The organism is Streptomyces sp. NPDC018947, assembly GCF_044390505.1.
Classification (GTDB): Bacteria; Actinomycetota; Actinomycetes; order Streptomycetales; family Streptomycetaceae; genus Streptomyces.
The window spans coordinates 70,918-97,911 of record NZ_JBIRZD010000015.1 but is presented as its reverse complement, the minus strand read 5'-3'; the positions used below and the strand labels follow the sequence as shown (position 1 = coordinate 97,911).

Here is a 26,994-nt window from a genome sequence, read left to right as displayed (position 1 = left end):
CGGGGAAGGGATCGTCGACATACCTACCAGGCAAGGAGATCCAGTGCTCGACGCCGACTTCTTCCGCCGTTGGATGACGGCGACCGCCGCGTTGGTCGACCGCGACGCGGAGCGGCTCACCGCTCTCGACTCGCCGATCGGGGACGCCGACCACGGCAGCAATCTCCAGCGCGGGTTCACGGCCGTGGTGGCCACGCTGGAGAAGGAGGCGCCCGGCACGCCCTCGGCGATCCTGACGCTCGCCGGACGGCAGCTCATCTCGTCCGTCGGCGGCGCCTCCGGACCGCTGTACGGGACGTTGCTGCGCCGGACCGGCAAGGCGCTCGGGGACGCCGCCGAGGTGAGCCGGGAGCAGCTCGCGGAGGCGTTGCGGACGGGGGTGGACGCGGTGCGCACGCTCGGCGGCGCGGCGCCCGGCGACAAGACGATGATCGATGCCCTGGTGCCGGCCGTGGACGCCCTGGACGAGTCCTTCGCCGCGGCCCGCGCCGCCGCGCTGGCGGGTGCGGAGGCGACCACGCCGTTGCTGGCCCGCAAGGGCAGGGCGAGTTATCTGGGCGAGCGCAGCATCGGGCACCAGGATCCCGGTGCCACCTCGTCCGCACTGCTGATCGAGGGACTTCAGGAGGCGTCCGGTGAGTGACGAGCGGCTGGTCGGGATCGTGCTGGTGTCGCACAGCGCCGAGGTGGCGGCGTCGGTGGCCGAGCTGGCGAAGGCGCTGTCGGGCGGTGGGGTGGCGGTGCCCGTCGCGGCCGCGGGCGGCACCGCTGGCGGCGGGTTCGGCACCAGCTCGGAGCTGGTCTCCGCGGCCGCCGCGTCGGTGGACCGGGGCGCGGGGGTCGCCGTGCTCACCGATCTGGGAAGCGCGGTGCTCACCGTCAAGGCCCTGCTGGCGGAGGGTGACGAGCTGCCGGAGGCCACCCGCCTGGTCGACGCCCCGTTCCTCGAGGGCGCGGTGGCCGCCGTCGTCACGGCCGCGACGGGGGCCGATCTCGACGCGGTGGAGGCGGCGGCGGCGGAGGCGTACTCGTACCGGAAGGCGTAGCCGGCCACCGGGCGGGCGGTGTGCCGGGCGGCGCCCGTCTCCGTCCGCCGCGGCACGGGATCCGGGGCCGGGGGCCGGGGCCGGTCCGCTCAGTCGCCGTCGACGAAGTCCCGGGCCAGCTTCTCCCCGGTGCGCTCGGTGGCGGCCGCGTCCTCGACGGGACCGGTCCCGCTGTCCTTGAACACGATGTACGTCACCCCGGACGCGGCCCCGCCGCTGACCGGGTCGGCGGGGACGCCGACCGACTCGGCGGCGGCGTAGGACGCCTCGCCGATGATGTCGCGGGGGCCGACGTCGCCGACGACGGCGTATCCGACCCGGTCCCCGTGGACGACGGCCACGACCGATCCGCCGTGCACGCCGTCCTCCCGGTGGTCCCAGACGCCGCTGGGCTGCGGCACGACGACGTAGGGCAGCTTCTCCGCGTCCAGGGGGCCGCCGTCGGACTGCGTGTACGCCGTGGCGGCCGTGAAGTGCGGGTCGGTGCGGGAGTTGCAGCGCTCGCCGGGCCGGCCGTCGCAGTCGACGTCCAGGTCGGCCTTCCAGAACACGGCGTCGCGGGTGCCGCAGACGGGGATGCGGGCCGGTGTCCCGGCGTCGCTGCGGTAGCGGCCGTGCGACACGGGTTCGCAGTCCCGGGTCCTGGCCAGCAGGTCGGCGGCGCTGACGGCTCCCCCGGTGTCGCTCTCCGCCTTCCGGTCCTCGTCCGGGGCGTCGGCCTCGGGCCGGAGCCGGGCGCGGGCACCGGCGTCCCGCGCGACCCGGTCGGTGAGCCGGGGGCCGATGACGGGCAGCGGGCGGGCCGGGGAGCGCACGGCCTCGGGCGCGGGCCGGGCCTGGGCGAGCAGGACCGGACGCGGCGACGGGGCGGTGAGGAACGTCGCGGGGGCGAGCAGGGCGGCGCTGGCCGCGGCCAGTGTCAGCGACTGGACACGCACGTGGTGGCCTCTCCTGGGGGGCGGGGACGGACATTCGGGCCCATCTGTCCCCGAATTGCCCGCGAGGACCACCAGGACACGGCCAGACGGCGCATGCCCGGGCGTGCGACCGGGGCCGGGCGGGCCGTGCCCTGCACCGGATCCGGCCCGCCCGGCCGCCCGCGCCGGCGCGGCGGCAGCGACGACAGCAGTCCGCGCCTGGGGCCGCAACTCCCCTGAGCGTCAGGGGACTTCGGCCGCGAGGGGACTCAGCATACGTAACCCGTACGGGTGATCGGGAACGGCCACCCCCCGGCCGCTCCTCCGCCCCCGCTCGGACCGCCCCCGCCCGCAACCCTGACGGCCCCCTCTTGATGTGATCGCGTCACGACGGCATATTGGTCCGGACCATTGCCGTCTGGCCGCCCGGAGGCAGCACCGTGCGAGGCGTTCCCTCTTCCACCCGCCACCACGTCCCGCGCCGCGTCGCCCTGCTCTGCGGCGCCGTCACCCTGGTCGCGTCCTGCGGCTGGGGCACGGGCGGCGACGGCGGCGGCCGTCCGCCCGGGACGCCGACGGGCGTCACCGCCGAGGCCGGCAGCGCGACGAGCGTGCACGTGATGTGGAACGCCGTCGAGGGCGCCGAGGTCTACGAGGTCTACCGCGGCACCACCAGGGTGAAGGAGGTCCCCGCCGCCCACCGCATGGTGGACGTGACCCGCCTGACCCCCTCGACGGCCTACGTGTTCACGGTGCGGGCGCGCGACGCCGACGGGCGGCGCGGCCCGGACAGCGAGAAGGTCCGCGCCACGACCCCGGCCGCCGCGGCCGCCGACCGCTCGGCCCCGACGCCCCCGGCGAACGCCCGGGGCCGGGCCGCGGGCAGCCGGGCCGTCCAGCTCACCTGGACCGCCGCCGAGGACGACCGGGGCGTCGTCTCGTACGACGTCTACCAGGGAGACACCAAGATCCACAGTGTCGGCGGCACCCAGACGGCCGCCGTCGTGACCGGTCTGCGCCCCGGCACCCGTTACTCCTTCACCGTCCGGGCGCGCGACGCCGCCGACAACCTCTCCCCCGCCAGTGGCGCCGTCCGCCTCACCACGCCGGGCTCCGACGACGGCCGGGCCTCCGCTCCCACCGCCCTGCGCGCACGGACCCACCGCGCCGACGGGGCGTTCCACATCGATCTCGACTGGGTCCCGCCGCGCACGGACGGTGTGGTCGTCGAGTACGAGATCCACCTGGACGGCGCGAAGGCCACCTCGCTCGTGTACGGCGGCGACGCGCCCCGCGAACGGGCCGAGTACAGCTTCTACGCGGGCCGGGAGGCCGGTGTCACGCACCGCGTGCGGGTGCGGGCCAAGCTGCCCGACGGCACCTGGGGCGGCTTCTCGGCGGAACGGACGGTGACGACCGGCGGGGCGGGCCGCTGAGGGCGTCACCTGGCCGGTCGCACTCGGCATGCGGGCCCCGCCGCCGCCCTGTTGGCTGCCTTGGAGGGGGCACGGGCGATCCGATGTCGGCGGCGCGAGGGATGTCCGCCAACCGTGCCGCCGGAGGGCAGTCCACATGCGCATCTCATCGCCACTTCTCCGCTCCGGCCCGATCGTGGCAGCCGCCGCGGCACTGCCCGTCGCCCTGGCCGCGGGGCCGGCCGCCGCGGGCCCGGGGATCTCCGTGAGCACCACCGGGACGACGGTGTCGGTCACGACCACGGCCTGCGCCCAGCTCAACGGCAGTTGGGGCACGGCCTCGCTGCTCACCGCCAGTCAGGGCAGCTTCGCCGAGGGACGCCAGGTCGCGCTGTCGGGGACCGCCGCGGGCCAGTCCGCCGCATGGTCGGGCATCTCCCCGGGCACGTACACGGTCGTCGTCATGTGCTCGAACAACAGCACCGCCGGAACCCAGACCGTCATCGTCTCCTCGGCGCCCTCCCCCTCGGCGTCCCCCGGCCGCTCCGCCTCCCCCTCGCCCTCCGCGTCGCCGCGCGGGGTGCTGGGCGGGGTCGGCGGGGCCGTCCAGGACTACGGCACCGCCACCCTCGTGACGGGCGGCGCGCTGGTCGGGGCGGGCGTCATCGCCGCGGCCTGGTGCCTGCGCCGGCGTTCGAAGCCGTACCGGTTCTGAGCGCGCCGGGCCGCGCCGTCAGGTCCTCCCGTCACCGGGCAGCTCGGCGAACTCGTCCAGCGCGTGCCTGAGCCACTGGGTCCAGAAGGTCTCCAGGTCGATGCCGGCCCGCAGCACCAAGTGGCGCAGCCGGTCCTCGGTGCTGTCCTTCTCCGGCGGGAAGTCCCGCTCCTCGATCTCCTCGTACGTGGCCAACTGCCGCTCGTGCAGCTCCAGATGGCGCCGCAGGTCGTCCTCGATCCCGGTGGTGCCGACCACGGCGGCGGCGCGCAGGCGCAGCAGCATCGTGTCCCGCAGGGGCCGCGGGTCCTGTGCCGTCGCGGCCCAGCGGGCGAGTTCGTCGCGGCCCGCGGGCAGGACCTCGTAGCTCTTCTTCTGCCCCCGGGCGGGCTGCTCCGCGGGCAGTGCGCGGATCAGCCCCTGCGCCTCCAGTTTTCCCAGCTCGCGGTAGATCTGCTGGTGCGTCGCCGACCAGAAGTAGCCGATCGACTTGTCGAACCGGCGGGTCAGCTCCAGCCCGGACGACGGCTTTTCGACCAGGGCGGTGAGGATCGCGTGCGGGAGAGACATGGGCTCATCCTAGGGACGGCCCGGGCCCCGCCCCAGGTCTCCTACAGCGTCGCCGCCAGCTCGGTGCCCTGCTTGACGGCGCGCTTGGCGTCCAGTTCGGCGGCCACGTCGGCGCCGCCGATGAGGTGGACGCTGCGGCCGGCGGCGACCAGCTCGTCGTACAGGTCGCGGCGCGGCTCCTGACCGGTGCACAGGACGATCGTGTCGACCTCCAGGACGGTGGACTCGTCGCCCACGGTGATGTGCAGGCCGGCGTCGTCGATCCGGTCGTAGCGCACGCCGGGGACCATGGTGACGCCGCGGTGCTTCAGCTCGGTGCGGTGGATCCAGCCGGTGGTCCTGCCGAGGCCGGCGCCGACCTTCGTGGTCTTGCGCTGGAGCAGGTGGACGGTGCGCGGCGGTGCGGGGCGCTCGGGCGCGGCGAGGCCGCCGGGCGCGCGGTAGTCGGTGTCGACGCCCCAGAGGCGGAAGTACGTCCCGGGATCCTCGTGCGCCTTGTCACCGCCGTCGGTGAGGAACTCGGCGACGTCGAAGCCGATGCCGCCCGCGCCGAGGACGGCGACGCGGTCGCCGACGGGGGCGCCGTCGCGCAGGACGTCCAGGTAGCCGAGGACGCTCGGGTGGTCGACGCCGGGGATGTCCGGGGTGCGGGGGGTGACGCCGGTGGCGACCACGACCTCGTCGTGGCCGGCGAGGTCGTCCGCGCCGACGCGGGTGCCGAGCCGTACGTCGACGCCGTGCGCCTCCAGTTGCGTACGGAAGTAGCGCAGCGTCTCGTCGAACTCCTGCTTGCCGGGGACCTTCCGGGCCACGTTGAGCTGGCCGCCGATCTCGTCCGCCGCGTCGAACAGGGTGACCTCGTGGCCGCGTTCGGCCGCGCCGACGGCACAGGCCAGTCCGGCGGGACCGGCGCCGACGACGGCGACGCGCTTGCGCAGCCGGGTCGGGGAGAGGACCAGTTCGGTCTCGTGGCAGGCGCGCGGGTTGACCAGGCAGGAGGTGATCTGCCCGCTGAACGTGTGGTCCAGGCAGGCCTGGTTGCAGCCGATGCAGGTGTTGATGGCCTCGGGCCGGCCCGCCTCGGCCTTGGCGACGAAGTCGGGGTCGGCGAGCATCGGGCGGGCCATCGACACCATGTCCGCGGTGCCCTCGGCGAGCAACCGCTCGGCCAGGTCGGGGGTGTTGATGCGGTTGGTGGCGACCAGCGGCACGGAGACCTCGCCCATCAGCCGCCCGGTGACCCAGGTGTAGGCGCCGCGCGGCACGGAGGTGGCGATGGTCGGGATGCGGGCCTCGTGCCAGCCGATGCCGGTGTTGATGATCGTGGCACCGGCGGCCTCGACGGCCTTGGCGAGGGTGACGACCTCGTCGAGGGTGGAGCCGCCGGGGACCAGGTCGAGCATGGACAGGCGGTAGATGACGATGAAGTCCTCGCCGACCGCCTCGCGCACGCGGCGGACGATCTCGACGGGGAAGCGCATGCGGTTCTCGTAGGAGCCGCCCCAGCGGTCGGTGCGCCGGTTGGTGTGCGCGGCGATGAACTCGTTGATCAGGTAGCCCTCGGAGCCCATGATCTCGACGCCGTCGTAGCCGGCCTCGCGGGCGAGGCGGGCGGTGCGGGCGTAGTCGTCGATGGTGCGCTCGACCTCGGCGCCGGTCAGCTCGCGGGGCACGTGGGGGCTGATCGGCGCCTGGAGCGGGCTCGGGGCGACCAGGTCGGGATGGTAGGCGTAGCGGCCGAAGTGCAGGATCTGCATCGCGATCCGGCCGCCCTCGCGGTGCACGGCGTCGGTGACCGTGCGGTGGCGCTCGGCCTCCGCCCCGGTGGTGAGGCGGGCACCTCCCGGGTAGGGGCGGCCCTCGTCGTTGGGGGCGATGCCGCCGGTGACGATCAGGCCCACTCCCCCGCGGGCGCGGGCCGCGTAGAAGGCGGCCATGCGCTCGAAGCCGCGCTCGGCCTCCTCCAGGCCCACGTGCATGGAGCCCATCAGGACCCGGTTGGGCAGGGTGGTGAAGCCCAGGTCCAGCGGGCTCAGCAGGTGGGGGTAACGGCTCATCGGGCCCTCCGTGCGCGGTGTCGTGCCTCAGTTCTAGAGGACGACCACCATCTTTTGCAACTAGTTGCATAAGGTGGCGTCGCACACAGGGAGGGCCCGGTGGGCCCGTCTCAGCGGCTCTCCAGCCGCACGTGCAGCTCCCGTTCCTGGTCTCCGGAGGCCATGCTCAGGTCCTGCACCGTGAACAGGGAGTCGAGGGTGTTGCGGAACCGCTCGATCGCCCAGTAGCCGCCCTGCACGTCGGCCTCCACGGACCGCGCGAGCCGGGCGGGCCCGCACTCGCCGCCCCGGGCGTCGGCCACGTCGAAGGTGCCGAGCCACACGGTCGGGCGCACCTCGTCGTACTCCCGGGTCACGTCGCCCGCGTGCCGGTCGGAGGAGAAGCACGCGCACAGGGCGTCGAACACGGTCCGGGCGTCCTCCTTGCTGCAAGCGCTCAGCTCCACCGAGACGGACTCCGGGTGCAGTCGCTCACCGGCCATCGTGATCGCTCCTCTCCTGGCAGCGCTGCGTTCCGCGGGCCGTGCCACGGCGTGGCCGCCCCGCGAATGCCGCGTACCCCTAGAAAAGCACCACCTCGGGCGGAGCACTACCGGCACGGACCGGCGAGGGCCGGTTGAACCACCGACGAGAGCCGACGGTCGTCGGCGGACCGGAGTCGGGCCGTCCCGTGCGGCGCGCGGCGCGGTGCGGGGAGATGCTGGAGGGAGCCGTCCGGGGCCAGCGGGAAACGGCCCTGTGCACGGTGGAACGCGGTAGAACAGGAGTCGGCATCGGGAGACGTGCCGCGCGCAGCGGCGAAGGCGGGGCGTGGGATGAGTGCAGCCGGGTCGGCCGGGTTCGAGGGCGCCGAGCCGCCACGCGGGCCGGTGCGTCCCAGCGGGCTGCTGGACGTGCTCAACGTGGCCTCGGTGGTGCTGGACTCCGACGGGCGGATCGTGCTGTGGAGCCCCCAGGCCGAGGAGCTGTTCGGCTATTCCGCCGAGGAGGCGCTGGGCGAGCGCGCCGCCCGGATCATGGTGCACGACGAGAACGTCGACCTGGTCGTGAAGCTGTTCACCGACGTCATGAGGACCGGCCAGAGCTGGGCCGGCGCCTTTCCGGTCCGCTGCAAGAACGGCGACACGCGGCTGGTGGAGTTCCGCAACATGCGGCTGCTCGACGACCGGGGCGACGTCTACGCGCTGGGGCTCGCCGCCGACCGGTCCACCGTGCTCCGGCTGGAGCGCGACGTGGCGCTGTCGTCACGGGTGATCAACCAGTCCCCCATCGGGCTCGCCGTCCTGGACACCGGTCTGCGCTACGTCTCGGTCAACCCCGCGCTGGAGCGGATGAACGGCCTGCCCGCCGAGGACCACATCGGCCGCACGGTGCGCGAGGTGCTGCCGGAGGCGGACCACGAAGGCATGGAGGGGCAGGCGTTGCGGGTCCTGGAGACCGGACGGCCGGTCATCGACGTGCCCGCGATCGGGCGGACCCCCGCGGACCCGGACGAGGACCACGCCTGGTCGGTCTCGCTGTACCGGCTGGAGGACTCCTTCGGTTCCGTGCTCGGCGTGGCCGTGTCGATCGTGGACATCACCGAGCAGTACCGCGCGGGCGTGGCGGCGGAGACCGCGCGGCGCCGGCTGGCCGCCGTCGCCGACGCCTCCGCGCGCATCGGCACGACGCTGGAGCTGGAGCGCACCGCGCACGAGCTGGCCGACGTGGCCGTGCCGGACCTCGCCGACGTCGCGGCCGTCGATCTCCTGGAGTCCGTCGTCAAGGGCCGGCGCAGCACCCTCGGCCCGGCCGAACCGGCGGTGATCCGGGCCCTCGCGGTCCAGGCGGAGGCCGCCCCCGAGGCACTGGAGGCGGCCGACCCGCCCGGCCAGGTCGCCCGGTACGGACCGGACCGCCTGGTCACCGAGTGCGTCCGCACGGGCGAGGCCGTGATGGTGGCGCGGGTGACGGACGAGGACCTGACCCGCATAGCCCGCTCGCCGGAGGCCGCCGCGATGCTGCGTCGGGCCGGTGTGCACTCGTACCTGGCCGTGCCGCTGATCGCCCGCGGCGAGGTGCTCGGCGCCCTGGATCTGAAGCGGATCCGCAATCCGCTGCCGTTCGGCGAGGACGACCTGCTGCTGGCGCGTGAGCTGGCCGCGCGCGCGGCGCTCCAGATCGACAACGCCCGCTGGTACCAGAACGCCCGCGACGCCGCGCTCACTCTCCAGCGCAGCATGCTGCCGAGCCACCCTCCGGTGACGGGCGGCCTGGAGGTCGCGTCCCGATACCAGCCGGCCGAGGCCACCAGCGAGGTCGGCGGCGACTGGTTCGACGTGATCGAGCTGGAGGGCGGCAAGACCGCGCTGGTCGTCGGGGACGTGATGGGCAGCGGCATCACGGCGGCGGCGTCCATGGGGCGGCTGCGCACCGCGACCAACACGCTGGCCTCGCTGGACCTGGATCCGGCGGTGCTGCTCGAACACCTCGACCGGACCGCGGCCGGCCTGGACCAGGCCATCGCCACCTGCGTCTACGCCGTGCACGATCCGCACGCCAGGCAGTGCCGCATCGCCAACGCCGGGCATCTGCCGCCGGTACGGGTACGCGCCGGCCGCCCGCCCGAGCTGCTGGACCTGCCCACCGGGGTGCCGCTCGGGGTCGGCGGTGTCCCGTTCTCCACCACCGCCGTCGACCTGGAACCGGGCGACCTTCTGGTGCTGTACACCGACGGCCTGGTGGAGACGCGGCAGCACGCGATCGACGAGCGGCTGTCCACGCTCCTGGCGCTGCTCGAGGGCCCTGAGCGGCCCCTGGAGGAGATCTGCGACCTGCTGCTGCGCACGCTGCACGAGCCGCAGAACTCCGACGACGTGGCCCTGCTGATCGCCCGGGCCACGCCACCGGAGTAGACGGGGGCCGCGCCCTCACGCGGTCGGTCTGCTCCCGATCACCACGTGGGCGTACAGCTCCTCGCTGACCGCGAGACGGGCCGTCAGGCCGCTGCGGGTGAAGGCGTCGACGGCCGCGGCGGCCTGGCGCTCGCCGGTCTCGACCAGCAGGCAGCCGCCGGGCGCGAGCCAGCCGGGGGCCTCGGCGGCGACCCTGCGGAGCACGTCGAGGCCGTCGGCGCCGCCGTCGAGGGCGGCCAGCGGCTCGTGGTCGCGGGCCTCGGCGGGCAGCAGCGGGACCTCGCCGCTGGGGACGTAGGGCACGTTGGCGGCGAGTATGCCGATCCGGCCGCGCAGGGCGGTGGGCAGCGCCTCGAACAGGTCGCCGGTGTACACCCGGCCGCCGGCGGCGGCGAGGTTGCCCCGGGCGCAGCGCACGGCGACCGGGTCGACGTCGGCGGCGTGCACCTCGGGCCGGCCGAGGGCCGCGGCCAGGGCGGCGCCGACGGCGCCCGAGCCGCAGCACAGGTCGACCACGACGGAGGCGTCCGGCGCGTGGGCGAGGGCCTGCTCCACGAGGAACTCGGTACGGCGGCGGGGGACGAAGACCCCGGGGGTCACGGCGATGCGCAGGCCGCGGAACTCGGCCCAGCCGAGGACGAGTTCGAGGGGCAGGCCGGCCACGCGGCGGCCGACCAGGGAGGTGAGTTCCGCGGGGGTGCGCGCCGCGGCGAGGAGCAGCTCCGCCTCGTCCTCGGCGAAGACGCAGCCGGCGGCGCGGAGCGCGGTCACGACGGACTCGCGGGACGGGCGTGCGGAGCCGAAGGGGGAGGCGGGGGACAGTGGAGGCATGGAGGCCGAGAGCCTTTCGAGAACCGAAGGGCGCTCTCCGGGTCACCTGTCGCCGGTGACCGCACTGCCGAGAGGGGAGAGCACCCGGGCCGACACAGCGGTAATGGGTCTCACCTCCCGGATGTCCGGCGGCCGGGACGGTCCGCGGCCGTGGGCCACCCTACCCCAGACGATCAGACGCCGACGCTCTCCTCGGCCTCTTCCTCCGCCTCCGTCTCCGCTTCCTTCCCGGCCCTTTCCTCCGCCTCCGTCACGGCGTCCCGTCCGGCGTTCGCCCCCTTCGGCCCCGCGGGCCGCGCCGGGGCGGAGACGGGCCCGGTGGACCGCTCGCGCAGGGCGGCGGCGCCCGTCACCGCGAGACCGAGCAGCAGCCAGGCGGCCAGCGTCCAGAGGTTGCGGCCGAGGCCGTCGCCGCCGAAGTAGAGCAGGCTGCGGGCGCCCTCGACGAAGCCGGCGCCGTTCCAGAAGGCGTGCAGGGTGCCGAAGAAGCCGCTCTGCAGCTCGGGACGGAACAGGCCGCCGGAGCTCGTGAAGTTGAGCATCACGAACAGCACCATCATGGCGAGGGTGGTCCAGCGCTTGAGGAAGGTGTGCAGGCCGACGCCGAGGAAGAGGATGCCGGCCGCGTAGAGCCAGGCCATGCCCCACAGTCCGGCGAGGTCGTGGTGCGCGAGGTGGAACACGGGCCCGGCGAGCAGGGCGCCGATGCCGCTGACGACGGCCGAGACGCCGAGCGTCAGCAGGGCGCGGATCCGCATGGGCAGCGCCGCCCCGGCGGCGCCGAGCGCGGCCACGGAGGCGTAGGAGCCGATGCTGACGGCGATCAGCAGGAAGAACAGGCCCTGCCCGGTGGGGTCGTCGTCGACGGGTGTGGCGACGTCGGTCACCTTCAACGGGACCCCCCGGTCCTCGGCGAGGGGGGTGAAGACCTTCTCGGCGGCCAGGGCGCCCATGTCGGAGGCGGCGGTGGCCACGACGACCTCGGGGTCCTCGCCGCCGGGCACGTAGGCCCCGGTGATGTCGCGGTGCCGGAGCAGGTCGACGGCCTCGGCGCGGGTGGGGACGGTCCGGACGTCGAGCGCGTCGCCGCCCGCGTCCTTGACCGTCTGGGCGAGCACCTTGGCCTCGGGACCGGATCCGACGACGGCGACCGGCAGGTGGTTCGGCTCGGGGGTGACGAAGGCCCCCATGTACGCGAGCCCCATGCCGACGCACATCAACAGCGGAGTGATCAGGTGCGTGAGGACGTGGCGCAGGGCGTGCGACCTCATCGGCCCACTCCGATGGTTGGCTTATACAACTCTCTATCAAGTTGTACTATACAACCAAGAGAGGGAGGATCCGTGACGGCGGCCGAGATGCCCGAAGAGACGACTGTCACCCCCGGTGCCCGCCAGGCGGCGGACGCGGCCGTGGAGACCATCCAGCGGGAGATGACGGCCTTCGCGCGCCGCGCCCGCGCCTCCGCGGGACGGATGCACCCGGAGCTGTCGCTGGTGTCGTACACGCTGCTGGGGCACCTGGAGGAGCGGGACGGCTGCCGGGCCACCGACCTGGCCGCCCACTACGCGCTGGACAAGTCCACCGTCAGCCGCCAGGTGGCCGCCCTGGAGCGCGCCGGCCTGGTGGAGCGGCGCGTCGACCCGGAGGACCACCGGGTCCAGGTGCTGCATCTGACGGACGCCGGGCGGCGCATCCTCGCGCAGGTCACGGAGAGCCGCCGCGCGGCGTTCCGGGAACGCCTCGCGCACTGGCCCGAGGAGGACCTGATCCGCTTCGCCGCGTATCTGGAGCGGTACAACGCGTGGCCGCAGGCCGGCCCCGGCGCGGACCGGGACTGAGCGGCCCCTCGCGGACACGTACGGTGGACCGCGTACGCACCGATCACGCCGGCGCGGGCCGCCCGCCCCGCCGGTCCGAAAGGCCCGACCGCATGAACACCACCCGAGGCTTCACCGGGCGCCCGCGCGCCGCCCGGCCGGGGCTGCCGCCCGGCCAGTACGACGCGGGCGACGACTGGCCCGTCCTGTCCGCCGAGGTCACCCCCGACCTGGCCCCCGGCGACTGGTCCTTCCGCGTCGGCGGACTGGTGGCCGAGCCCCGCACCTGGAACGCCGCCGACCTGGACCGGCTGCCCGCGTCGGCGTACACGGGCGACATCCACTGCGTCACCGGCTGGTCGAAGTTCGGGGTCCGGTTCGCCGGCGTGTCCCTGGACGCGTTCCTGGACGCGGCCGGCCCGCTGCCGTCCGCCACGCACGCCGTCGCCTACGCGCACACCGGCTACACCGCCAACCTGCCGCTGGCGGACCTGACCGGCGGGCGCGCCTGGATCGTCAGGGAGTACGACGGGCGGCCGCTGAGCCCCGAGCACGGCGGCCCGGCGCGGCTGGTGGTGCCGCACCTGTACTTCTGGAAGAGCGTCAAGTGGATCGCGGGCCTGGAGCTGCTCGACCACGACGAGCCGGGCTTCTGGGAGCAGAACGGCTACCACGCGCGCGGCAACCCCTGGGAGGAGCAGCGGTACTCCGGTGACTGAGACGGCGACGACACACGGTGCCCGCACCTTCACTCCCCCGACGCCGTTCGCGGTGCCCGGACGCATCGAGGTGAGCGGCCGCGTGGCGGGACGGTGGCAGACGGCCACGCTCACGGAGATCCGCCGGGAGACGCCCCGCGCGGCCACCTTCCGGCTGGCGGTGCCCGGCTGGGCCGGCCACCTGCCCGGCCAGCACCTGATGCTGCGGCTGACCGCGCCCGACGGGTACGCGGCCCAGCGCCACTACTCGCTGGCGTCCGCGCCCGACGGCTCGGGGCACATCGAGCTGACCCTCGACCACGCCGAGGGCGGCGAGGTGTCCGGCTGGTTCCACGAGGTGGCCCGGCCCGGGGACCGGATCGAGGTGCGCGGGCCGCTGAGCGGGTTCTTCGCCTGGCCGGGCGACCGGCCCGCGCTGCTGCTCGGCGCCGGCTCCGGGGTGGTGCCGCTGATGTCGATGGTGCGCCACCACCGGGCGCGGGGCCTGTCGGTGCCGCTGCGGCTGCTGGTGTCGGCGCGCAGCCCGGAGGACCTGATCTACGCGCGGGAGTTCGGCGCGGAGACGACACCCGTGTTCACCCGGAGCGCCCCGGACGGAACGCCGGTGGGACGGCTGTCGGCCGCCCACCTGGCGCCGCTGCTCGCCGACCCGCCCGCCGGGGGCTGGGAGGCGTACGTGTGCGGCTCGAACGCGTTCGCGGAGCACGCCTCGCGGCTGCTGGTGGCGGGGGGACAGCCGGTGGACCGCATCCGGATCGAGCGCTTCGGCTGACCCGCACGGCACCTCGGGAGCCCGCCCCGCGATCCGGTGAGCAGGTCCGTGGGACGGGGTACCCAGGTCTGTGCGGGCACTCGCACGCGTGACGCGACGCGGAGACGAGGGCGGCCCCGCCCGCTCACGGGCCGCCCGCCGCCCCCGGTCGCGGTGATCGCGAGGAGGTCGACATGCGAACCCGGGTGCGCGGCTGGCGCTGGCGGCGCAATCCGCTGCGGCGCCGGTCGGATCTCGTGGAGGCGTGGACGCTGCTGGTCGTCGCCGTGCTCCTGTTCGTCGGCGCCCCGCTGCTGGGGGCGATGTCGGCCTCGTGGGCCGAGGGCCAGGCGCGGGCGACCGTCGCCCAGCAGCGGGCCGACCGCCACCGCGTCCACGCCACGGTGGTCTCCCGGGCCGCCGAGGCGGTGCCGTCGGTCGAAGGCGGCGGGCAGCACGCGTACCGGGTGACGGTGCGCTGGACGCCGCCGGGCGGGGAGGCACGGACCACCTCGGCCCTCGTGCCCGCCGGCACCCGGACCGGCCAGGTGATCGACCTGTGGCTCGACGACCGGGGCCGGAGCGTGCCGCCGCCGGCCGGTGACACCGCGATCTGGCAGAACACGGTCACGGTCGGCGCCTGCACGTCGCTGGGCGCCGCCTGCACGGTCCTCGCCGCGCACTGCGCCGTGCGCCGGACGGCACTGCGGCACCGCATGGCCGAATGGGAACGCGACTGGGAACGCACGGAACCGCAGTGGACCCACCGCCGGGCGTGATGGCGTGATCACCGCACTGACCCGGACGGCAGGCCCGGTCCCCCGCGTAGGCGGTTCCCGATGGCCTGTTCGACCCTCCGCTCGACGAACTGCCCACCTACCGCGGCGAGTCGGCCGAGCCCGAGGACTTCGCGGCCCCGCTCACGGCAGGCGCCGGGCCACGACCAGACGGGCGCGGGGGCTGCCGTCGGGGCGGTCCCCGAACCCGGGCAGGGGGTGCAGTTCCACGCGGAAGCCGGCGCGGGCCAGCTCGCGGCCCACGTCGCCGAGACGGAACGTCCGGTAGTACATGACGAACGGCGGCCGCCACAGCGCGTTGCGCACGCGCATCGCCGCGTCGAAGCCCAGCAGGGCCCAGTACGCCCTGGAGCCCGGGCGCGGCGGGGCGCCGACGGGGAAGGCGAAGCGGCCGCCGGGCCGCAGCACGGAGCGCACCTGGGCGAACAGGCCCGGCAGTTCGCGCGGCAGGAAGTGGCCGAACGCCCCGAAGCTCACCACGAGGTCGAAGGCGGGCCCGAACGGCAGGGCGCGGGCGTCCGCGCGCACCCAGGAGACCGCCGGCCCCGCGGGGACGGGGCGCTCGCGGGCGACCGCGAGCATCCCCGCGCTGAAGTCGGCCCCCGTGACCCGCTCCCGGCACACCCTCGCCAGGACGCGCACGCCCGCGCCGGTGCCGCAGCACAGGTCGAGTCCGGCGCCGAACGGCCCCATCGGCTCCAGCACCGAGGCCACGGCGTCCAGCACCCGGTCCGGCGTGCGGTACGGGGTGTGGTCGAACTTGGGGGCGAGCAGGTCGTAGCCGCGCTCGACCGACGACAGCGCCTGGACGGCGAGTTCGCGCAGGCTGGGGCCCTCGGGGCTGAACATCCCGCCAGCCTAGTGGCCTTCCCCGCTCCGGCCCACCGCTGCCGGTCGCCGTGCCCGGCCCCCCGCCGGCGGGTCAGGTGACGGACAGGGCGTTCAGCGCGGCGTCCAGTCGGGCGGTGGCCTCCTCGGCGACGGGCCCGAGGGCGTCGAGGCCGGTGAGGGTGACCATGGTGCCCGGGTCGAGGGCCTGGACGAGCATGTGGTCGCCCTCGGGGCGGACGACGACGTTGCACGGCAGGAGCAGGCCGATGGAGCGGTCCGCTTCCAGCGCGCGGTGGGCCAGGGACGGGTTGCAGGCGCCGAGGATCAGGTAGTCCTCCATGTCGTGGCCGAGTTTGGTCTTCAGGGTGGCCCTCACGTCGATCTCGGTGAGGACACCGAATCCCTGGTCGGCCAGGGCCCGGCGGACCGCGGCGACGGCGGCGGCGAAGTCGGTGGTGGACAGGCGGACGGTGCGGTCGTAGGGCACGGGGCGCTGCTCCTTCGGTGCGGAGGACCTCGTTCCTTGATACCCCGCCGGGTTGCCCACCGCAGGGGATGCGCTCGCCCGGGCGTGCGCCCCGGTCAGCACCCGGGCCCGTCGGTCGCCTCGCGGGCAGCCCGGCAGTGCCGCCGGACCATGTCCGCGAAGGTGCGGGAGAGCGGGGTCAGCGCGTCCCCACGGCGGACCGCCCATCCGACCGGGAGCGGCGGCAGGTCCGGCAGCGGAAGGAACCGCAACGGACCGTCCTGCGCTTGCGCGGAGACCTGTCCGGGCAGAGCGGGCACGACGGCGCGTCCGACACCGAGCCCGGCCAGCAGGATCGCCGTGTCCCAGTCGGCGACGCCGGTGTCGGACGTCGGGCGGACACCCAGACGTGCCAGGGCGGTCTCCAGGTGGGCGCGGGAGGAGGAGTTGGCCGGGAGCCGGATGAGCGGGACGCCGACCAGGTCGGCGGCCGTCACCCGCGTCCGCGGGGCCAGCGGATCGTCGGCCCGTACCGCCAGCACCCACGGCAGTTCCACGACCGTGCTCTGCTCGATGCCCGGGACCGGAGGACCGACGGTCACCCAGGCCAGGTCGACCGCGCCCGCCGCGAGCGCGTCGAAGCAGCCGCGCGTGGCGGTCTCCGTCCGGAACTCCAGGCTGGCCCGGGGGTGCCGTGCCCGGAAGTCGACGACCGCCTCGGACATGAAGTGCCGCACCGTCGTCGCGCCCGTCGTCACGCGGACCGATCCGGCTTCGCCGCGCGCGAGTTCGCCGAGCCGGCGCAGGGCCAGGTCCAGCCCGGTGATCCCCTCCTGCGCCGCGTCCTGGAGCACCAGGCCCTCCGGGGTGGGCACCACACCGCGGGCCCTGCGTTCCAGCAGCCGGACCCCGGTCGTCCGTTCCAGCCGCTTGATGTGCTGGCTCACCGCGGACTGGGTGCAGGACAGCTCGCGGGCGACGGCGCTCAGGCTTCCCGCCCGGCAGACCGCCACGAACACGCGCAGGTCGTCGAGGGTCATCGGCACGCGCACCACGGTAGCCCGGGGTGTGACCCAAGCTGTGACTGGGGGCTTTCCAAGCAAGCCCGAGGATTGACTTGCCTGTTGGTCCTCGTCGAGGATCACCGCGGGCCCAGGCGGCAACCCTGCCCCGCCTTGCCCGCCACGTCCGGACGTGGCGGGAAGGGCGGGGCGGGTGCCGACCACCGAGCTGAGAGGAACCACCCGTGCAGCACCCCGTGTCCGCGGACGACCCCGCCTCCTCCCCTCCTCCCGCCACGACGGTGGCCGTGCTCGGCCCGGGAGGAGTCGGCGGCCTGCTCGCGGCGCTGCTCTCCCGGGCCGGCCACCGCGTGATCTGCGTCGCACGCGAGGAGACCGCCGGTGAGCTGCGCCGCGACGGGATCAGTGTGCGCAGTGAACGGTTCGGGGACTTCACCGCCCCGGTGGAGGCGGACACCGCGCTGCGCGAGCCGGTCGGGCTGTGCCTGGTGACCGTCAAGCACACCGCGCTCGACGCGGCACTCCGCCGCGTTCCCGCCCACCATCTGGACGGCGGCCTGCTGCTGCCTCTCCTCAACGGCGTCGAACACGTGGCAGCGCTGCGGACCCGCTACGGGGCACAGCGGGTGGTCCCGGCCGTGATCCGCGTGGAGTCCACCCGCTCCGCCCCGGGCGTGATCGAGCACGGCAGCCCCTTCGCCGAGATCGACCTCGCGGGTCCGCCGGCCCGGCTCGCCGGACTTGCCGCACGGCTCACCGCGGCCGGTGTCGAGACGCGCGTGGTGCCCGACGAGAACACCGTGCTGTGGGCCAAGTTGGCCTTCCTGGCTCCCTTCGCCCTGCTCACCACACGCCACCGGCTGACCATCGGCGGTGTCCGTACCGAACGGCGCGAAGAGCTCGCGGCCCTGGTCGAGGAGACCGCGGCCGTCGCCCGCGCCTGCGGAGCACGGACGGACGCCGCTCAGATCCTCGGCCGGTACGACGCCTTCCCGGCGGGAACCAGGTCGTCCATGCAGCGCGACGCGGAGGCGGGGCGCCCGCTGGAGCTCGACGCGGTCGGCGGCGCCCTGCTCCGGGCGGCCGAACGGCACGGCATCCGGGTGCCACACGCCGAGCGGCTCGTGAGGGAGCTGGCCGAAGGCAGGGGTGACACCTGATGGACACGAGCCCGGACGCGCACCCTCGGCCGGGGGACCACGACGGCCTTCCGGCTCTCGAACTCGCCTTCCCCGGCCCGGAACGCGACCGTGGCGTGGCCGCGATCACCGACGGCCTCAAAACCGCGCTCACCGGCCTCCTGGAGATCTACGAACACGCCGGCGAGGAGGTACCGGTGGCCGGACAGCGCTTCTCGGTGCTCGATTCCGAGGGCCGCCCGGCCGTCACCATCGAGCTCGTCGAGGTACGCGTGGTCCCCATGAAGGAGATCGACGACGACTTCGCGCGCGCCGAGGGGCGCGGCTACGCGGACGTGGCCGAGTGGCGGGCCGCCCACGAGGACTTCTTCCGGAGCGAGGGCGTGAGCGAGTTCCTGGGGCGGACCCCGGTCGTCGACGACGACACCCCCGTCGTCGCCCAGCGCTTCCGAGTGGTCGGGCCCGACGGCTCGGCCACGTGCTGACCGGAGGGGCGCCCCGCCCCGCCGATCGCTTCCCACCCAGAGCGGCAGGGTGCCTGCCGGCACCGGACGATCCAGGAGACGAGATGCGGTACACGGACGCACCGGCCACCCGGTGCGAGGTCTTCGTCGCGGCGGCCGCGGCGCTGGTGTGGGAGATCGTGACCGACATCGAGGCCCCCGCCCACTTCAGTCCCGAGCTGCGCCGTACGGAGTGGCTCGACGGCGCGGTGGCTCCCGCGCCGGGGGCACGCTTCGCGGGTCACAACCAGCACCCGGTGCTCGGTACCTGGCGCACGGTCTCGCAGATCACCGAACTCGACCCGGAGCGGGCGTTCGCCTGGTGCGTCCTCGACGCGGACGGACGCTTCGGCACGGCGGCGCCGGACCCGGCCGAGCCGATGGCGACATGGCGCTTCGCGCTCGCCCCGCAGGCCGGTGGCACCCTGCTGCGGCAGACCGTGCGCATCGGGCCGGGGCGCTCGGGGCTGAGCGCCGCCATCGACCGGATGCCGGAGAAGGAGGAGCATCTCGTGGCCCACCGCCTCCGTGAACTGCGCGAGGGCATGCACGCCACCCTGAACGGGATCAAGGCGGCGGCGGAGCGGAGGCAGCAGGCCCTCTGAGCAGGGCGCCCGGGCTCGTCCGCGCAACCCGGGCCGACGGGCGCCCTTCCCCACCGTCACGGCATCGGGCTCAATCGGCCGTGGCGTGCCGGGCCGGCCGCGCGGGAGCGCGCCGCTCCAGCACCGTGAGCACGCGTTCGCACCAGCGGACGCTCTCCTGCTCGTACGTGATCCCGGCGGCCAGCGTGAGATAGGGGCCCACGCGGTCCGCCCCGCGCAGGTACTCCTCCTCGGTGCGGCCGTCGAGCAGCCCCTCGCGGACGCGTTCGTAGCGGGCGAGCTTGCCCAGCGCCCAGGACCGGCGCTCCTCGACCAGCGCGCGCACCTCCTCGGGTCCGACGCCGTCCATGGCCTGCATCTTGATCAGGAACTCGTCGCGGAGGGCGGCGGGGCGCCGGGTCGGCTCGGCGGCGAAGGCGCTCAACTGCTCCCGGCCGGCCTGCGTCAGCGAGAAGACGCGCTTGGTGGGCCGGCGTTCCTGCGGCACCGTCCGCGCCTCGATCAGTCCGTCGCCCGCGAGGCGGTCCAGCTCCCGGTAGAGCTGCTGGGGGGTGGCGGGCCAGAAGTTGGCGAGCGACACGTCGAACACCTTGGACAGCTCGTAGCCCGACGCCTCCCCCTCCAGCAGGGCGGCCAGGACGGCGTACTTGAGAGACATGTCGACACGCTAGCAAGGGATGACTACTCTACTCCGCACCTATTCAAATAGTTTAATAGGAGGGCGAGCGATGCACGCATTCCGCGCGGCCGTCGAGGCGCACGACTTCGACGCCGTCGAGGCGCTGCTGGCCGACGACGTGGTCTTCAGCAGCCCCGTCGTCTTCCGGCCGTACCACGGCAAGGCGACCACGACGGCGATCCTGCGCGCGGTGGAGCGCGTCTTCGAGGACTTCCGGTACGAGAGGGTCATCGGCGAGGCCGGCGGCCGGGACCACGCGCTCGTGTTCAGCGCACGGGTCGGCGACCGGGACATCGGCGGCTGCGACTTCCTGCGCCTCGACGACGACGGCCGGATCGCCGAGTTCACCGTGATGGTGCGTCCCCTGTCCGGCGCACTGGCGCTTCAGGCGGCCATGGCCGAGGAGTTCGAGCGGATCGCCGAGGAGGCCGGAAAGCCCTGACGGCCGGCGCCCGGCCCGGCGCCCGAGAGCCGGAGGAGCCGCGGCGCCCGTCGTCCCGGCGCGGGGCGGGACGACCGTCCCGCCGCCGTTCCACCGCACACTGTGGTACGTTGCCTGTGCACCTGTGTACGCCCCCTCATTCGGGGCGCCGGTGCGATCTTCCCTTCAGCCGACCCGCCCGTCGTGACCGACCGGCGCGTCCGCTTCTCGGCGCGACCTCGCGAGCAGGGTCCCTCCCGTCGCCTGCGAGCCGCCGTTCCCCGCCGCCCCGGGGCGCCGTCCGGCCCCTCCCGCGGCCTCTCTCCCCCTTCCTTCTTCCTTCCGCATGTCTCATGCCCGCGTCCGTGAAAGGACCCGATCACCATGACCGCCACACTCGAACACCCCTCCGTGCGACACTCGCCCGCCGAGATCGCCTCCGGAGTCCTCGACATCGACGCGGGAGGCAAGGGCCGGCTGCGCGGCACGAGCCTGCTGCCGGAGCCGTCCGACCCGTCCCTGTCCCCCGCGCTGATCCGCCGTCACGGCCTGCGCAGGGGCGACCTGGTCGACGGCGTACGCGGCGACCGCCGCACCCTCACCGGCGTCGTCCGCGTCAACGGGCGCGCTGCCGCCGGGCTGGGCGACCGGCGGCACTTCCGGGACCTGACCCCGCTGCACCCCTGCGAGCGGCTGCGCCTGGAACACCCGGCAGCCGCCCTGACCGGCCGCGTCGCCGATCTGATCGCCCCGGTCGGCAAGGGGCAGCGCGGGCTGATCGTGGCCCCGCCCAAGACCGGCAAGACCGTCCTGCTCCAGCAGATCGCCGCCGCCGTCGCCGGCAACCACCCCGAGGCCCGCCTGATGGTGATGCTGCTCGACGAGCGGCCCGAAGAGGTCACCGACATGCGCCGCTCCGTGCGGGGCGACGTGTACGCCTCGACGTTCGACCGGAACGCCGGGGAGCACATCGCCCTCGCCGAGCTGGTGATCGAACGGGCCAAACGCCTCGTCGAGGCCGGTGAGGACGTCGTCGTCCTCCTCGACTCCCTCACCCGGCTGTGCAGGGCGCACAACAACGCCGCCTCGTCCGGCGGCCGTACGCTCAGCGGCGGTGTCGACGCCCGCGCGCTGACCGGGCCGAAGCGCCTCTTCGGCGCCGCCCGCAACACCGAGGAGGCCGGCTCCCTCACCATCCTCGCCACCGCGCTGGTGGAGACCGGCTCGCGCGCGGACGACTTCTGGTTCGAGGAGCTCAAGAGCACCGGCAACATGGAGCTGCGGCTCAGCCGGGAACTCGCCTCCCGCCGGGTGTTCCCGGCCGTGGACGTGACCGGCTCCGGGACCCGCCGCGAGGAACTCCTGCTCTCCGCCGCCGAGTCGACGGCCGTACGCGGTCTGCGGCGCGCCCTCGTGACCCGGGACGCGCAGTCCGGCATGGAGACCCTGCTCGACCGGATGCGCCGCACGCCGGACAACGCCGCGTTCCTGCGGCAGGTCCAGCCGACCCTCCCCGACGGCTGACGGGTCCCCTACGGCATCCGGGTGCTCGCGGGCGCCCTTCCGGCCGGGGCAGCGTGGCGTGGCGGGGCCACGTTCCTACGTTTGCGGTATGACTATCGGATTCTCGGCCCGAGCGACACGTTCCACCTGTGTGCTCTGTGTGGCGGGCCTGCTGACGCTGATGCCCGTCGCCGCGGCCGCCCGTCCGGCGCGGCCGGACCCCGGCGGGCCCGGCGGGCCACGGGCGACGGAACCGCAGCCGTCCGCGCTGTACCGCTCCGGCACCCAGGTCCGGCCGCGCCCCGGCGCCCCCGTGGTCCCCCGTGTCTCCGCCCTGTCCTGGGTGGTGGCCGACGCCGGCAGCGGCGCGGTGCTGGCCGCGCACGACGCGCACCGCAGGCTGCCGCCGGCGAGCACCCTCAAGACGCTGTTCGCGCTCACCGTGCTGCCGGTGCTGCCCGGCGGCATCCGCCACCGGGTGGGCACCGAGGAGCTGACCGGGATCGGGCCCGGCAGCAGCCTGGTCGGTGTCGCGGAGGGGACCACGTACCGCGTCTCCGACCTGTGGAACGGGGTGTTCCTCCACTCCGGCAACGACGCCGTGCGCGTGCTGGCCGGCCTCACCGGCGGCTGGAGCGCCACCGCCGCCCGCATGCAGGCCGAGGCCCGCAAGCTCGGCGCCCGCGACACACGTGTGCTCTCCCCCGACGGCTACGACGCCCCCGGCCAGGTCTCCTCCGCGTACGACCTGGCGGTCTTCGGCCGGGCGGGGCTGCGCAACGCGGACTTCGCGCGGTACTGCGCCAGGATCGAAGCGATGTTCCCGGGCGACGGCGGGGAGCCGTACGGGATCCGGAACACCAACCGGCTGCTCACCGGCGAGGACGGGGTGGAGCCGTACCCGGGTCTGATCGGCATCAAGAACGGCTACACCAGCAGCGCCGGCAACACGCTGGTCGCCGCCGCCCGGCGGGACGGGCGGACGCTGGTGGTGACCGTGATGAACCCTCAGGAGGGCGGCGGCCTCGCCGTGTACGAGGAGGCCCGAGCGCTGCTCGACTGGGGGTTCGGCGCGGCCGGCCGGGTCGAACCGGTGGGTTCGCTGGCGCCCCGGCCCGCCCGCCCCCGCCCGCGGCCCGGCCCCGAGCCCGTGACCGTGAAAGCGGCACGACCGGGGCCGCGCGAGCCCGGCTGGCCCGAGTCCGGGGCGATCCTGGGCGCCGCCGGGCTCGGCGCGGGCGCCGTGGCGCTGGTGCTGCGGCTCATGTTCGGCCGTGTGGAGCGGGTCTGACCGGGCGGGGCGGGGACGCGGGCGCCCGTCAGAAGACCGACAGGCCGGTCAGCGTCGTGAAGCGGTCCAGCGCCGCGACTCCGGCGACCGAGTTGCCCCGCTCGTCCAGACCGGGACTCCACACGCACAGCGTGCAGCGGCCCGGCACCACCGCGACGATGCCGCCGCCGACCCCGCTCTTGCCCGGCAGACCCACCCGGTAGGCGAAGTCGCCGGCCGCGTCGTACGTCCCACAGGTCAGCATCACCGCGTTGACCTGCTTGGCCTGACTGCGGCTCAGCAGCCGGGAGCCGTCGGCGCGGACGCCGTGGCGGGCGAGGAACCCGGTGGCGAGGGCGAGGTCGGCGCAGGACGCGGCGACGGAGCACTGGCGGAAGTACTGCTCCAGCAGCACCGGCACCGGGTTGTCGATGTTGCCGTAGGACGCCATGAAGTGTCCGAGGGCCGCGTTCCGGTCGCCGTGCGCCGTCTCGGACGCGGCGACCTCCTCGTCGAAGGTCAGCTCCGGGTTGCCGCTCTCGGCGCGGAGGAAGGCGAGGAGTTCACCCGCCGCGTCGCCGGTACGGGTGTGCAGCCGGTCGGTGACGACGAGGGCGCCCGCGTTGATGAACGGGTTGCGCGGGATGCCGTTCTCGTACTCGAGCTGCACCAGGGAGTTGAAGGGGTTGCCGGACGGTTCCCGGCCCACGTGCTCCCACAGGTCGTCACCCTCCAGGGCCAGGTCGAGGGCGAGGGTGAAGACCTTGGTGATGGACTGCGCGGAGAACGGCTCCCTCCACTCCCCGACGCCGTACACCGTGCCGTCCGGCTCGGCGACGGCCATGCCGAAGCGGCGCGGATCGCAGGCGGCGAGCGCCGGGATGTAGTCGGCGGGGCGGCCGCTGCCGGGCGTCCGCGCGATCTCCTCGGCGATGCGGTCCAGGACGGACTGGAAGGTCTTCGTCGTGCTCATGGTGGCCATCCTCCCTGCTCCCTCCGGGTGCGTCCCGGCGTACGGGGGGTGGGGCTGGCTCCACCCCGCTTCGGGGGAAAGCGTCATTCTGCGGGCCGGCGCCGGTTCACATACTGGAGCGCATGGCCAATCCCACGGTGCTCGTCGTCGATTCAGCCACGCCCGGACAGGAAAAGGAGCGGGACAGAGGGAGCGATTTCTCCGAACTCTCACGACGTATTTCAGAAGCGGGGCTGCTGCGGCGGCGCCCGCTGTATTACACGGTGCGTTTCGGTCTCGTCGCCCTGGCGCTCGCGGGCGGTGTCACCGCCTTCCTCGCCCTGGGGGACAGCTGGGCCCAGCTCCTCGTCGCGGTCGGGCTGGCCGTCGTCTTCGGGCAGCTCGGGCTGGCGGCCCACGACCTCGCCCACCGCCAGGTCTTCTCGCGCCGGCGCCCCAGCGAGGCCGGCGGTCTGCTGGTGGCCGATCTGCTGCTGGGCATGAGCTACGGCTGGTGGATGAACAAGCACACCCGTCACCACGCCAATCCCAATCACGAGGAGAAGGACCCGGACGTCTCCCCCGACATCCTGGTGTGGTCACGGCGCCAGGCGAGCAGGGCGCAGGGAATTCCGCGTTTCATAGGAAAGCACCAGGCCGCCCTGTTCTTCCCGTTGCTGACGCTGGAAGGCCTCAATCTGAGTTTCAACAGCTTCAAGGCGCTGCGCAGCCCGTCCATGAAGCGGCCGGTGCTGGAGGGCACGCTGCTCGTCGCGCATTTCGCGCTGTACTTCGGCGGACTGTTCACCGTCCTCTCCCCCGGCAAGGCGCTCGCCTTCGTCGCCGTGCACCAGGGCCTGTTCGGGATCTACCTGGGCTCGGTCTTCGCGCCCAACCACAAGGGCATGCCGATGATCGAGGAGGGCACCCGGCTCGACTTCCTGCGCCGGCAGGTCCTCACCTCCCGCAACGTGCGCGGCGGGGCGGTCGTCGACGCGTTCATGGGCGGCCTCAACTACCAGATCGAGCACCACCTCTTCCCCAGCATGCCGACGCCCGCCCTCGCCGAGGCCCAGGTCATCACCGAGCGGTACTGCCACGAACTGGGCGTTCCGTACCACCAGACCGGGCTGCTCGCCTCGCACCGCGAGGCCCTGCGGCACATGAGGAGCGTCGGGGAGCCGCTGCGCGCCGCGCGCTGAGCCGCGTACGGGCGGGCGGTGTCACCGGAGCGCGTGGGCCAGTGCCACCCCGGCGAAGGCCGCGCCGAGGCCGGCCGCCACACTCGCCGCCACGTTGACTGCGGCGTCGAGGCGGGCTCCCGCCTCGGCCAGCCGCAGCGTCTCGTAGGAGAACGTCGAGTACGTGGTCAGCGCCCCGCACAGACCGGTGCCCAGCAGCAGCTGGACGCGGGAGCCGGCCGCCCCGGACAGCGCCGCGCCGGCCAGCACGCCGAGGACCAGGCTGCCGACGACGTTCACCGTGAAGGTGCCCCAGGGGAAGACCGAGTCGTGCCGCGACTGCACCGCGCGGTCGGTGAGGTAGCGCAGCGGGGCACCGATCATGCCGCCCGCGACGACGAGCAGCCAGTTCACGAGGCTCCCCCGCCCCTGGCGTCCGTCCTGCCGGCGTACCTGATGACCTCGCAGTCGTCGAGGACGACCAGGCCCTCAGTGACGAGTTCGTCGAGCTGCGGCAGGAAGTCGCGCACGCGCTCCTCGGTGTCGACGATGACGACGGCCACCGGCAGGTCCTCGCTCAGGGACAGCAGCCGGGTGGTGTGGACCCGGGACGAGGCGCCGAAGCCCTCCACCCCGCGGAAGACGCTCGCGCCCGCGAGGCCGGCCGCGTGGGCGCGGTGGACGATCTCCGAGTACAGGGGGCGGTGGTGCCAGGTGTCGTTCTCGCCGACGAAGACGGTCACGCGCAGGGCGCTGCCGGTCAGCCTCGTCATGGCTGCCTCCACTTCAGGACGCGGCGGGCCGCCCATGCGGCGAGCCACACCGCCGTGAGTGCCGCCACCGGGGTCGCGGCGAGGTAGGCCAGGCCCGTGGGGACCCGGCCGTCGGCCAGCAGGTGCCGGCTGTCCACGGCGTAGGTGGAGAAGGTGGTGAAGCCGCCGAGGACACCGGTGCCGAAGAAGGGCCGGACCAGCCGGTGGGCGGCCCACACCTCGGTGATGACCACCATGAACACGCCGATCACGGCACAGCCGGTGATGTTCACCCAGAAGGTCGTCCACGGGAAACCGCCGGGCCGGGCCGGCCACCACAGGGACGCCGCGTAGCGGGCGCAGGCGCCGGTCGCCCCGCCGAGGGCGACGACCGCGACGACCGGTGCCTGTGCGCGCCACGCCCTCCGTCCGGTGGCGGCCGCCCGCACCTCGCCGAAGCTCTCGGTCCGCGGGGCTGTCATCGTCGTACGTCTCCTACTCGCCGGGCAGGGGGGTGCCCTGGTTCGCAAGCAGGGACCGTCGGCGGCACCGGTGCCGCGGTTCGGGTACGGCGGGCCCCACCGCCGCGCCGGGCTCAAGGGCCGCGGCCAGGGGTCAGCGTAACGCCGGGGCGAGGGCCGGGTCACTTCGGGAGGAGGCGCTCGTTGCCCGCTCAGGCGAACGTTTGTCCGGTGCTACCGTGCAGGTATGGCAGCCAAGACGGCCGGGGCCCGGCTCGAGGAGCGCTGGCGGGAGATCCTCTCGGTGCACGCCCGCACCATGTGCGAGATCGATCGCGTGCTGCATCCGCACGGGCTGGGGGCGAGCGACTTCGAGGTGCTCGACATCCTGGTGACCGAGGGGCCCGGGGAGGGCGCCCAGTGCCGGGTCCAGAATCTGGCCGGCCGGGTGCACCTCAGCCAGAGCGCGCTGTCCCGCCTCATCGCCCGGCTGGAGAAGGACGGGCTGGTGGAGCGCTCCATGTGCGCGGAGGACCGGCGCGGTGTGTGGGTGGCGCTGACCGGCAGGGGGCGCGCACTGCACGCCGAGGTGCTGCCGCTGCAGCGGGAGGTGCTGGCCCGGATGCTCGGCGAGCACCAGCCGTAGGGCGGCTCCGGCCGTACGGCGCAGAGGTCCG

General features: G+C 74.3%; 31 protein-coding genes. 17 read left to right on the top strand and 14 right to left on the bottom strand.

All coding sequences use genetic code 11. The features are described 5' to 3' along the window. Nucleotides 1–43 precede the first annotated feature (43 nt). On the top strand, nucleotides 44–643 hold the full coding sequence (dhaL, locus tag ACH499_RS26445; protein WP_356201384.1) for a dihydroxyacetone kinase subunit DhaL: 600 nt from the start codon (nucleotides 44–46) through the stop codon (nucleotides 641–643). Then, nucleotides 636–1,046 (top strand): PTS fructose transporter subunit IIA, encoded by a 411-nt coding sequence (locus tag ACH499_RS26440; protein WP_356201386.1) that lies wholly within the window; start codon nucleotides 636–638, stop codon nucleotides 1,044–1,046. Before dhaL ends, ACH499_RS26440 begins: the two co-directional genes overlap by 8 nt. Before the next feature lie 89 nt (nucleotides 1,047–1,135). Here the strand turns inward: ACH499_RS26440 and ACH499_RS26435 are convergent, their stop codons facing one another. After that, on the bottom strand, nucleotides 1,136–1,984 hold the full coding sequence (locus ACH499_RS26435; protein ID WP_356201387.1) for a glycoside hydrolase family 75 protein: 849 nt from the start codon (nucleotides 1,982–1,984) through the stop codon (nucleotides 1,136–1,138). Nucleotides 1,985–2,403: 419 nt separating this feature from the next. Here ACH499_RS26435 and ACH499_RS26430 point away from each other — a divergent pair, with 419 nt between their 5' ends. Together ACH499_RS26430 and ACH499_RS26425 are read left to right on the top strand one after the other, a co-directional pair. After that, nucleotides 2,404–3,399: a fibronectin type III domain-containing protein gene (locus ACH499_RS26430; protein WP_399018771.1), complete on the top strand. Its 996-nt coding sequence runs from the start codon at nucleotides 2,404–2,406 to the stop codon at nucleotides 3,397–3,399. Between the two features lie 136 nt (nucleotides 3,400–3,535). Further along, complete coding sequence (locus ACH499_RS26425; protein ID WP_399018769.1) at nucleotides 3,536–4,093, top strand: hypothetical protein; 558 nt, start codon at nucleotides 3,536–3,538, stop codon at nucleotides 4,091–4,093. Between the two features lie 18 nt (nucleotides 4,094–4,111). Here the strand turns inward: ACH499_RS26425 and ACH499_RS26420 are convergent, their stop codons facing one another. The 3 genes from ACH499_RS26420 to ACH499_RS26410 all read right to left on the bottom strand — a co-directional run bounded on the left by ACH499_RS26420 (nucleotide 4,112) and on the right by ACH499_RS26410 (nucleotide 7,202). Then, nucleotides 4,112–4,663: a PadR family transcriptional regulator gene (locus tag ACH499_RS26420; protein ID WP_356201393.1), complete on the bottom strand. Its 552-nt coding sequence runs from the start codon at nucleotides 4,661–4,663 to the stop codon at nucleotides 4,112–4,114. 41 nt (nucleotides 4,664–4,704) lie between these two features. Further along, on the bottom strand, nucleotides 4,705–6,720 hold the full coding sequence (locus ACH499_RS26415; RefSeq protein WP_399018767.1) for an FAD-dependent oxidoreductase: 2,016 nt from the start codon (nucleotides 6,718–6,720) through the stop codon (nucleotides 4,705–4,707). Between the two features lie 110 nt (nucleotides 6,721–6,830). Continuing rightward, nucleotides 6,831–7,202: a hypothetical protein gene (locus ACH499_RS26410; protein ID WP_356201396.1), complete on the bottom strand. Its 372-nt coding sequence runs from the start codon at nucleotides 7,200–7,202 to the stop codon at nucleotides 6,831–6,833. Between the two features lie 333 nt (nucleotides 7,203–7,535). On the opposite strand from ACH499_RS26410, the gene ACH499_RS26405 reads away from it, so the two are divergent. After that, nucleotides 7,536–9,614, top strand: a complete 2,079-nt coding sequence (locus ACH499_RS26405; protein WP_356201397.1) for a SpoIIE family protein phosphatase — start codon at nucleotides 7,536–7,538, stop codon at nucleotides 9,612–9,614. A gap of 15 nt (nucleotides 9,615–9,629) precedes the next feature. On the opposite strand, the gene ACH499_RS26400 is transcribed toward ACH499_RS26405, so the two are convergent. Continuing rightward, nucleotides 9,630–10,445, bottom strand: coding sequence for a putative protein N(5)-glutamine methyltransferase (locus ACH499_RS26400; RefSeq protein ID WP_399018764.1), 816 nt, complete (start codon nucleotides 10,443–10,445; stop codon nucleotides 9,630–9,632). A 173-nt stretch (nucleotides 10,446–10,618) separates the two neighbouring features. Further along, nucleotides 10,619–11,716, bottom strand: coding sequence for a hypothetical protein (locus ACH499_RS26395; RefSeq protein WP_399018762.1), 1,098 nt, complete (start codon nucleotides 11,714–11,716; stop codon nucleotides 10,619–10,621). A gap of 87 nt (nucleotides 11,717–11,803) precedes the next feature. Here ACH499_RS26395 and ACH499_RS26390 point away from each other — a divergent pair, with 87 nt between their 5' ends. From ACH499_RS26390 to ACH499_RS26375, 4 genes are all read left to right on the top strand, one after another. Beyond that, on the top strand, nucleotides 11,804–12,286 hold the full coding sequence (locus tag ACH499_RS26390) for a MarR family winged helix-turn-helix transcriptional regulator (protein ID WP_399018933.1): 483 nt from the start codon (nucleotides 11,804–11,806) through the stop codon (nucleotides 12,284–12,286). 92 nt (nucleotides 12,287–12,378) lie between these two features. Further along, on the top strand, nucleotides 12,379–12,984 hold the full coding sequence (locus ACH499_RS26385) for a sulfite oxidase-like oxidoreductase (protein WP_356201402.1): 606 nt from the start codon (nucleotides 12,379–12,381) through the stop codon (nucleotides 12,982–12,984). Further along, nucleotides 12,977–13,756 (top strand): ferredoxin reductase, encoded by a 780-nt coding sequence (locus tag ACH499_RS26380; protein ID WP_399018761.1) that lies wholly within the window; start codon nucleotides 12,977–12,979, stop codon nucleotides 13,754–13,756. Before ACH499_RS26385 ends, ACH499_RS26380 begins: the two co-directional genes overlap by 8 nt. A gap of 173 nt (nucleotides 13,757–13,929) precedes the next feature. Further along, a complete protein-coding gene (locus tag ACH499_RS26375; protein WP_356201403.1) occupies nucleotides 13,930–14,514 on the top strand; it encodes a hypothetical protein in 585 nt (194 codons plus the stop codon). Between the two features lie 141 nt (nucleotides 14,515–14,655). Here the strand turns inward: ACH499_RS26375 and ACH499_RS26370 are convergent, their stop codons facing one another. The 3 genes from ACH499_RS26370 to ACH499_RS26360 form a co-directional block, all read right to left on the bottom strand. After that, a complete protein-coding gene (locus ACH499_RS26370) occupies nucleotides 14,656–15,381 on the bottom strand; it encodes a class I SAM-dependent methyltransferase (RefSeq protein WP_356201405.1) in 726 nt (241 codons plus the stop codon). Nucleotides 15,382–15,454: 73 nt separating this feature from the next. After that, the gene (locus ACH499_RS26365; RefSeq protein WP_399018758.1) at nucleotides 15,455–15,850 is read right to left on the bottom strand and encodes a DUF302 domain-containing protein; all 396 of its coding nucleotides are present in this window, start codon (nucleotides 15,848–15,850) and stop codon (nucleotides 15,455–15,457) included. A 95-nt stretch (nucleotides 15,851–15,945) separates the two neighbouring features. Next, the gene (locus tag ACH499_RS26360) at nucleotides 15,946–16,869 is read right to left on the bottom strand and encodes a LysR family transcriptional regulator (RefSeq protein ID WP_399018931.1); all 924 of its coding nucleotides are present in this window, start codon (nucleotides 16,867–16,869) and stop codon (nucleotides 15,946–15,948) included. A gap of 206 nt (nucleotides 16,870–17,075) precedes the next feature. Between ACH499_RS26360 and ACH499_RS26355 the strand changes: the two genes are divergently transcribed. The 3 genes from ACH499_RS26355 (at nucleotide 17,076) to ACH499_RS26345 (ending at nucleotide 19,098) form a co-directional block, all read left to right on the top strand. Then, nucleotides 17,076–18,011, top strand: a complete 936-nt coding sequence (locus ACH499_RS26355) for a ketopantoate reductase family protein (protein ID WP_399018756.1) — start codon at nucleotides 17,076–17,078, stop codon at nucleotides 18,009–18,011. After that, complete coding sequence (locus ACH499_RS26350) at nucleotides 18,011–18,475, top strand: ASCH domain-containing protein (RefSeq protein WP_399018755.1); 465 nt, start codon at nucleotides 18,011–18,013, stop codon at nucleotides 18,473–18,475. The genes ACH499_RS26355 and ACH499_RS26350 overlap by 1 nt, the downstream gene beginning before the upstream one ends. Before the next feature lie 83 nt (nucleotides 18,476–18,558). Next, nucleotides 18,559–19,098, top strand: a complete 540-nt coding sequence (locus tag ACH499_RS26345; protein WP_399018753.1) for an SRPBCC family protein — start codon at nucleotides 18,559–18,561, stop codon at nucleotides 19,096–19,098. Nucleotides 19,099–19,168: 70 nt separating this feature from the next. On the opposite strand, the gene ACH499_RS26340 is transcribed toward ACH499_RS26345, so the two are convergent. Further along, a complete protein-coding gene (locus tag ACH499_RS26340; RefSeq protein ID WP_399018751.1) occupies nucleotides 19,169–19,756 on the bottom strand; it encodes a PadR family transcriptional regulator in 588 nt (195 codons plus the stop codon). 70 nt (nucleotides 19,757–19,826) lie between these two features. Between ACH499_RS26340 and ACH499_RS26335 the strand changes: the two genes are divergently transcribed. From ACH499_RS26335 to ACH499_RS26325, 3 genes are all read left to right on the top strand, one after another. Continuing rightward, on the top strand, nucleotides 19,827–20,219 hold the full coding sequence (locus ACH499_RS26335) for a nuclear transport factor 2 family protein (RefSeq protein WP_399018749.1): 393 nt from the start codon (nucleotides 19,827–19,829) through the stop codon (nucleotides 20,217–20,219). 363 nt (nucleotides 20,220–20,582) lie between these two features. Then, nucleotides 20,583–21,722: a transcription termination factor Rho gene (gene rho / locus ACH499_RS26330; RefSeq protein ID WP_399018747.1), complete on the top strand. Its 1,140-nt coding sequence runs from the start codon at nucleotides 20,583–20,585 to the stop codon at nucleotides 21,720–21,722. A gap of 88 nt (nucleotides 21,723–21,810) precedes the next feature. Next, the gene (locus ACH499_RS26325) at nucleotides 21,811–22,992 is read left to right on the top strand and encodes a D-alanyl-D-alanine carboxypeptidase family protein (protein WP_399018745.1); all 1,182 of its coding nucleotides are present in this window, start codon (nucleotides 21,811–21,813) and stop codon (nucleotides 22,990–22,992) included. 28 nt (nucleotides 22,993–23,020) lie between these two features. Here the strand turns inward: ACH499_RS26325 and ACH499_RS26320 are convergent, their stop codons facing one another. Then, nucleotides 23,021–23,944: a glutaminase gene (locus ACH499_RS26320; protein ID WP_399018743.1), complete on the bottom strand. Its 924-nt coding sequence runs from the start codon at nucleotides 23,942–23,944 to the stop codon at nucleotides 23,021–23,023. A 122-nt stretch (nucleotides 23,945–24,066) separates the two neighbouring features. On the opposite strand from ACH499_RS26320, the gene ACH499_RS26315 reads away from it, so the two are divergent. Beyond that, complete coding sequence (locus tag ACH499_RS26315; RefSeq protein ID WP_356201420.1) at nucleotides 24,067–25,125, top strand: acyl-CoA desaturase; 1,059 nt, start codon at nucleotides 24,067–24,069, stop codon at nucleotides 25,123–25,125. A gap of 21 nt (nucleotides 25,126–25,146) precedes the next feature. Here ACH499_RS26315 and crcB (ACH499_RS26310) read toward each other — a convergent pair whose 3' ends face one another. Genes crcB (ACH499_RS26310) through crcB (ACH499_RS26300) form a run of 3 tightly spaced genes read right to left on the bottom strand, consistent with a single transcriptional unit; the run spans nucleotide 25,147 to nucleotide 26,338 of the window. After that, entirely contained in the window at nucleotides 25,147–25,518 is a 372-nt protein-coding gene (crcB, locus tag ACH499_RS26310) for a fluoride efflux transporter CrcB (protein ID WP_356201421.1), read from the bottom strand. Beyond that, nucleotides 25,515–25,877, bottom strand: a complete 363-nt coding sequence (locus tag ACH499_RS26305; RefSeq protein ID WP_356201422.1) for a DUF190 domain-containing protein — start codon at nucleotides 25,875–25,877, stop codon at nucleotides 25,515–25,517. Before ACH499_RS26305 ends, crcB (ACH499_RS26310) begins: the two co-directional genes overlap by 4 nt. Next, nucleotides 25,874–26,338 carry a fluoride efflux transporter CrcB gene (crcB, locus tag ACH499_RS26300; RefSeq protein ID WP_399018740.1) on the bottom strand — a complete coding sequence of 155 codons (465 nt, stop codon included), beginning with the start codon at nucleotides 26,336–26,338 and terminating at the stop codon, nucleotides 25,874–25,876. The genes ACH499_RS26305 and crcB (ACH499_RS26300) overlap by 4 nt, the downstream gene beginning before the upstream one ends. 226 nt (nucleotides 26,339–26,564) lie before the next feature. Between crcB (ACH499_RS26300) and ACH499_RS26295 the strand changes: the two genes are divergently transcribed. Next, entirely contained in the window at nucleotides 26,565–26,963 is a 399-nt protein-coding gene (locus ACH499_RS26295; RefSeq protein ID WP_356201425.1) for a MarR family transcriptional regulator, read from the top strand. Nucleotides 26,964–26,994: the final 31 nt, after the last annotated feature.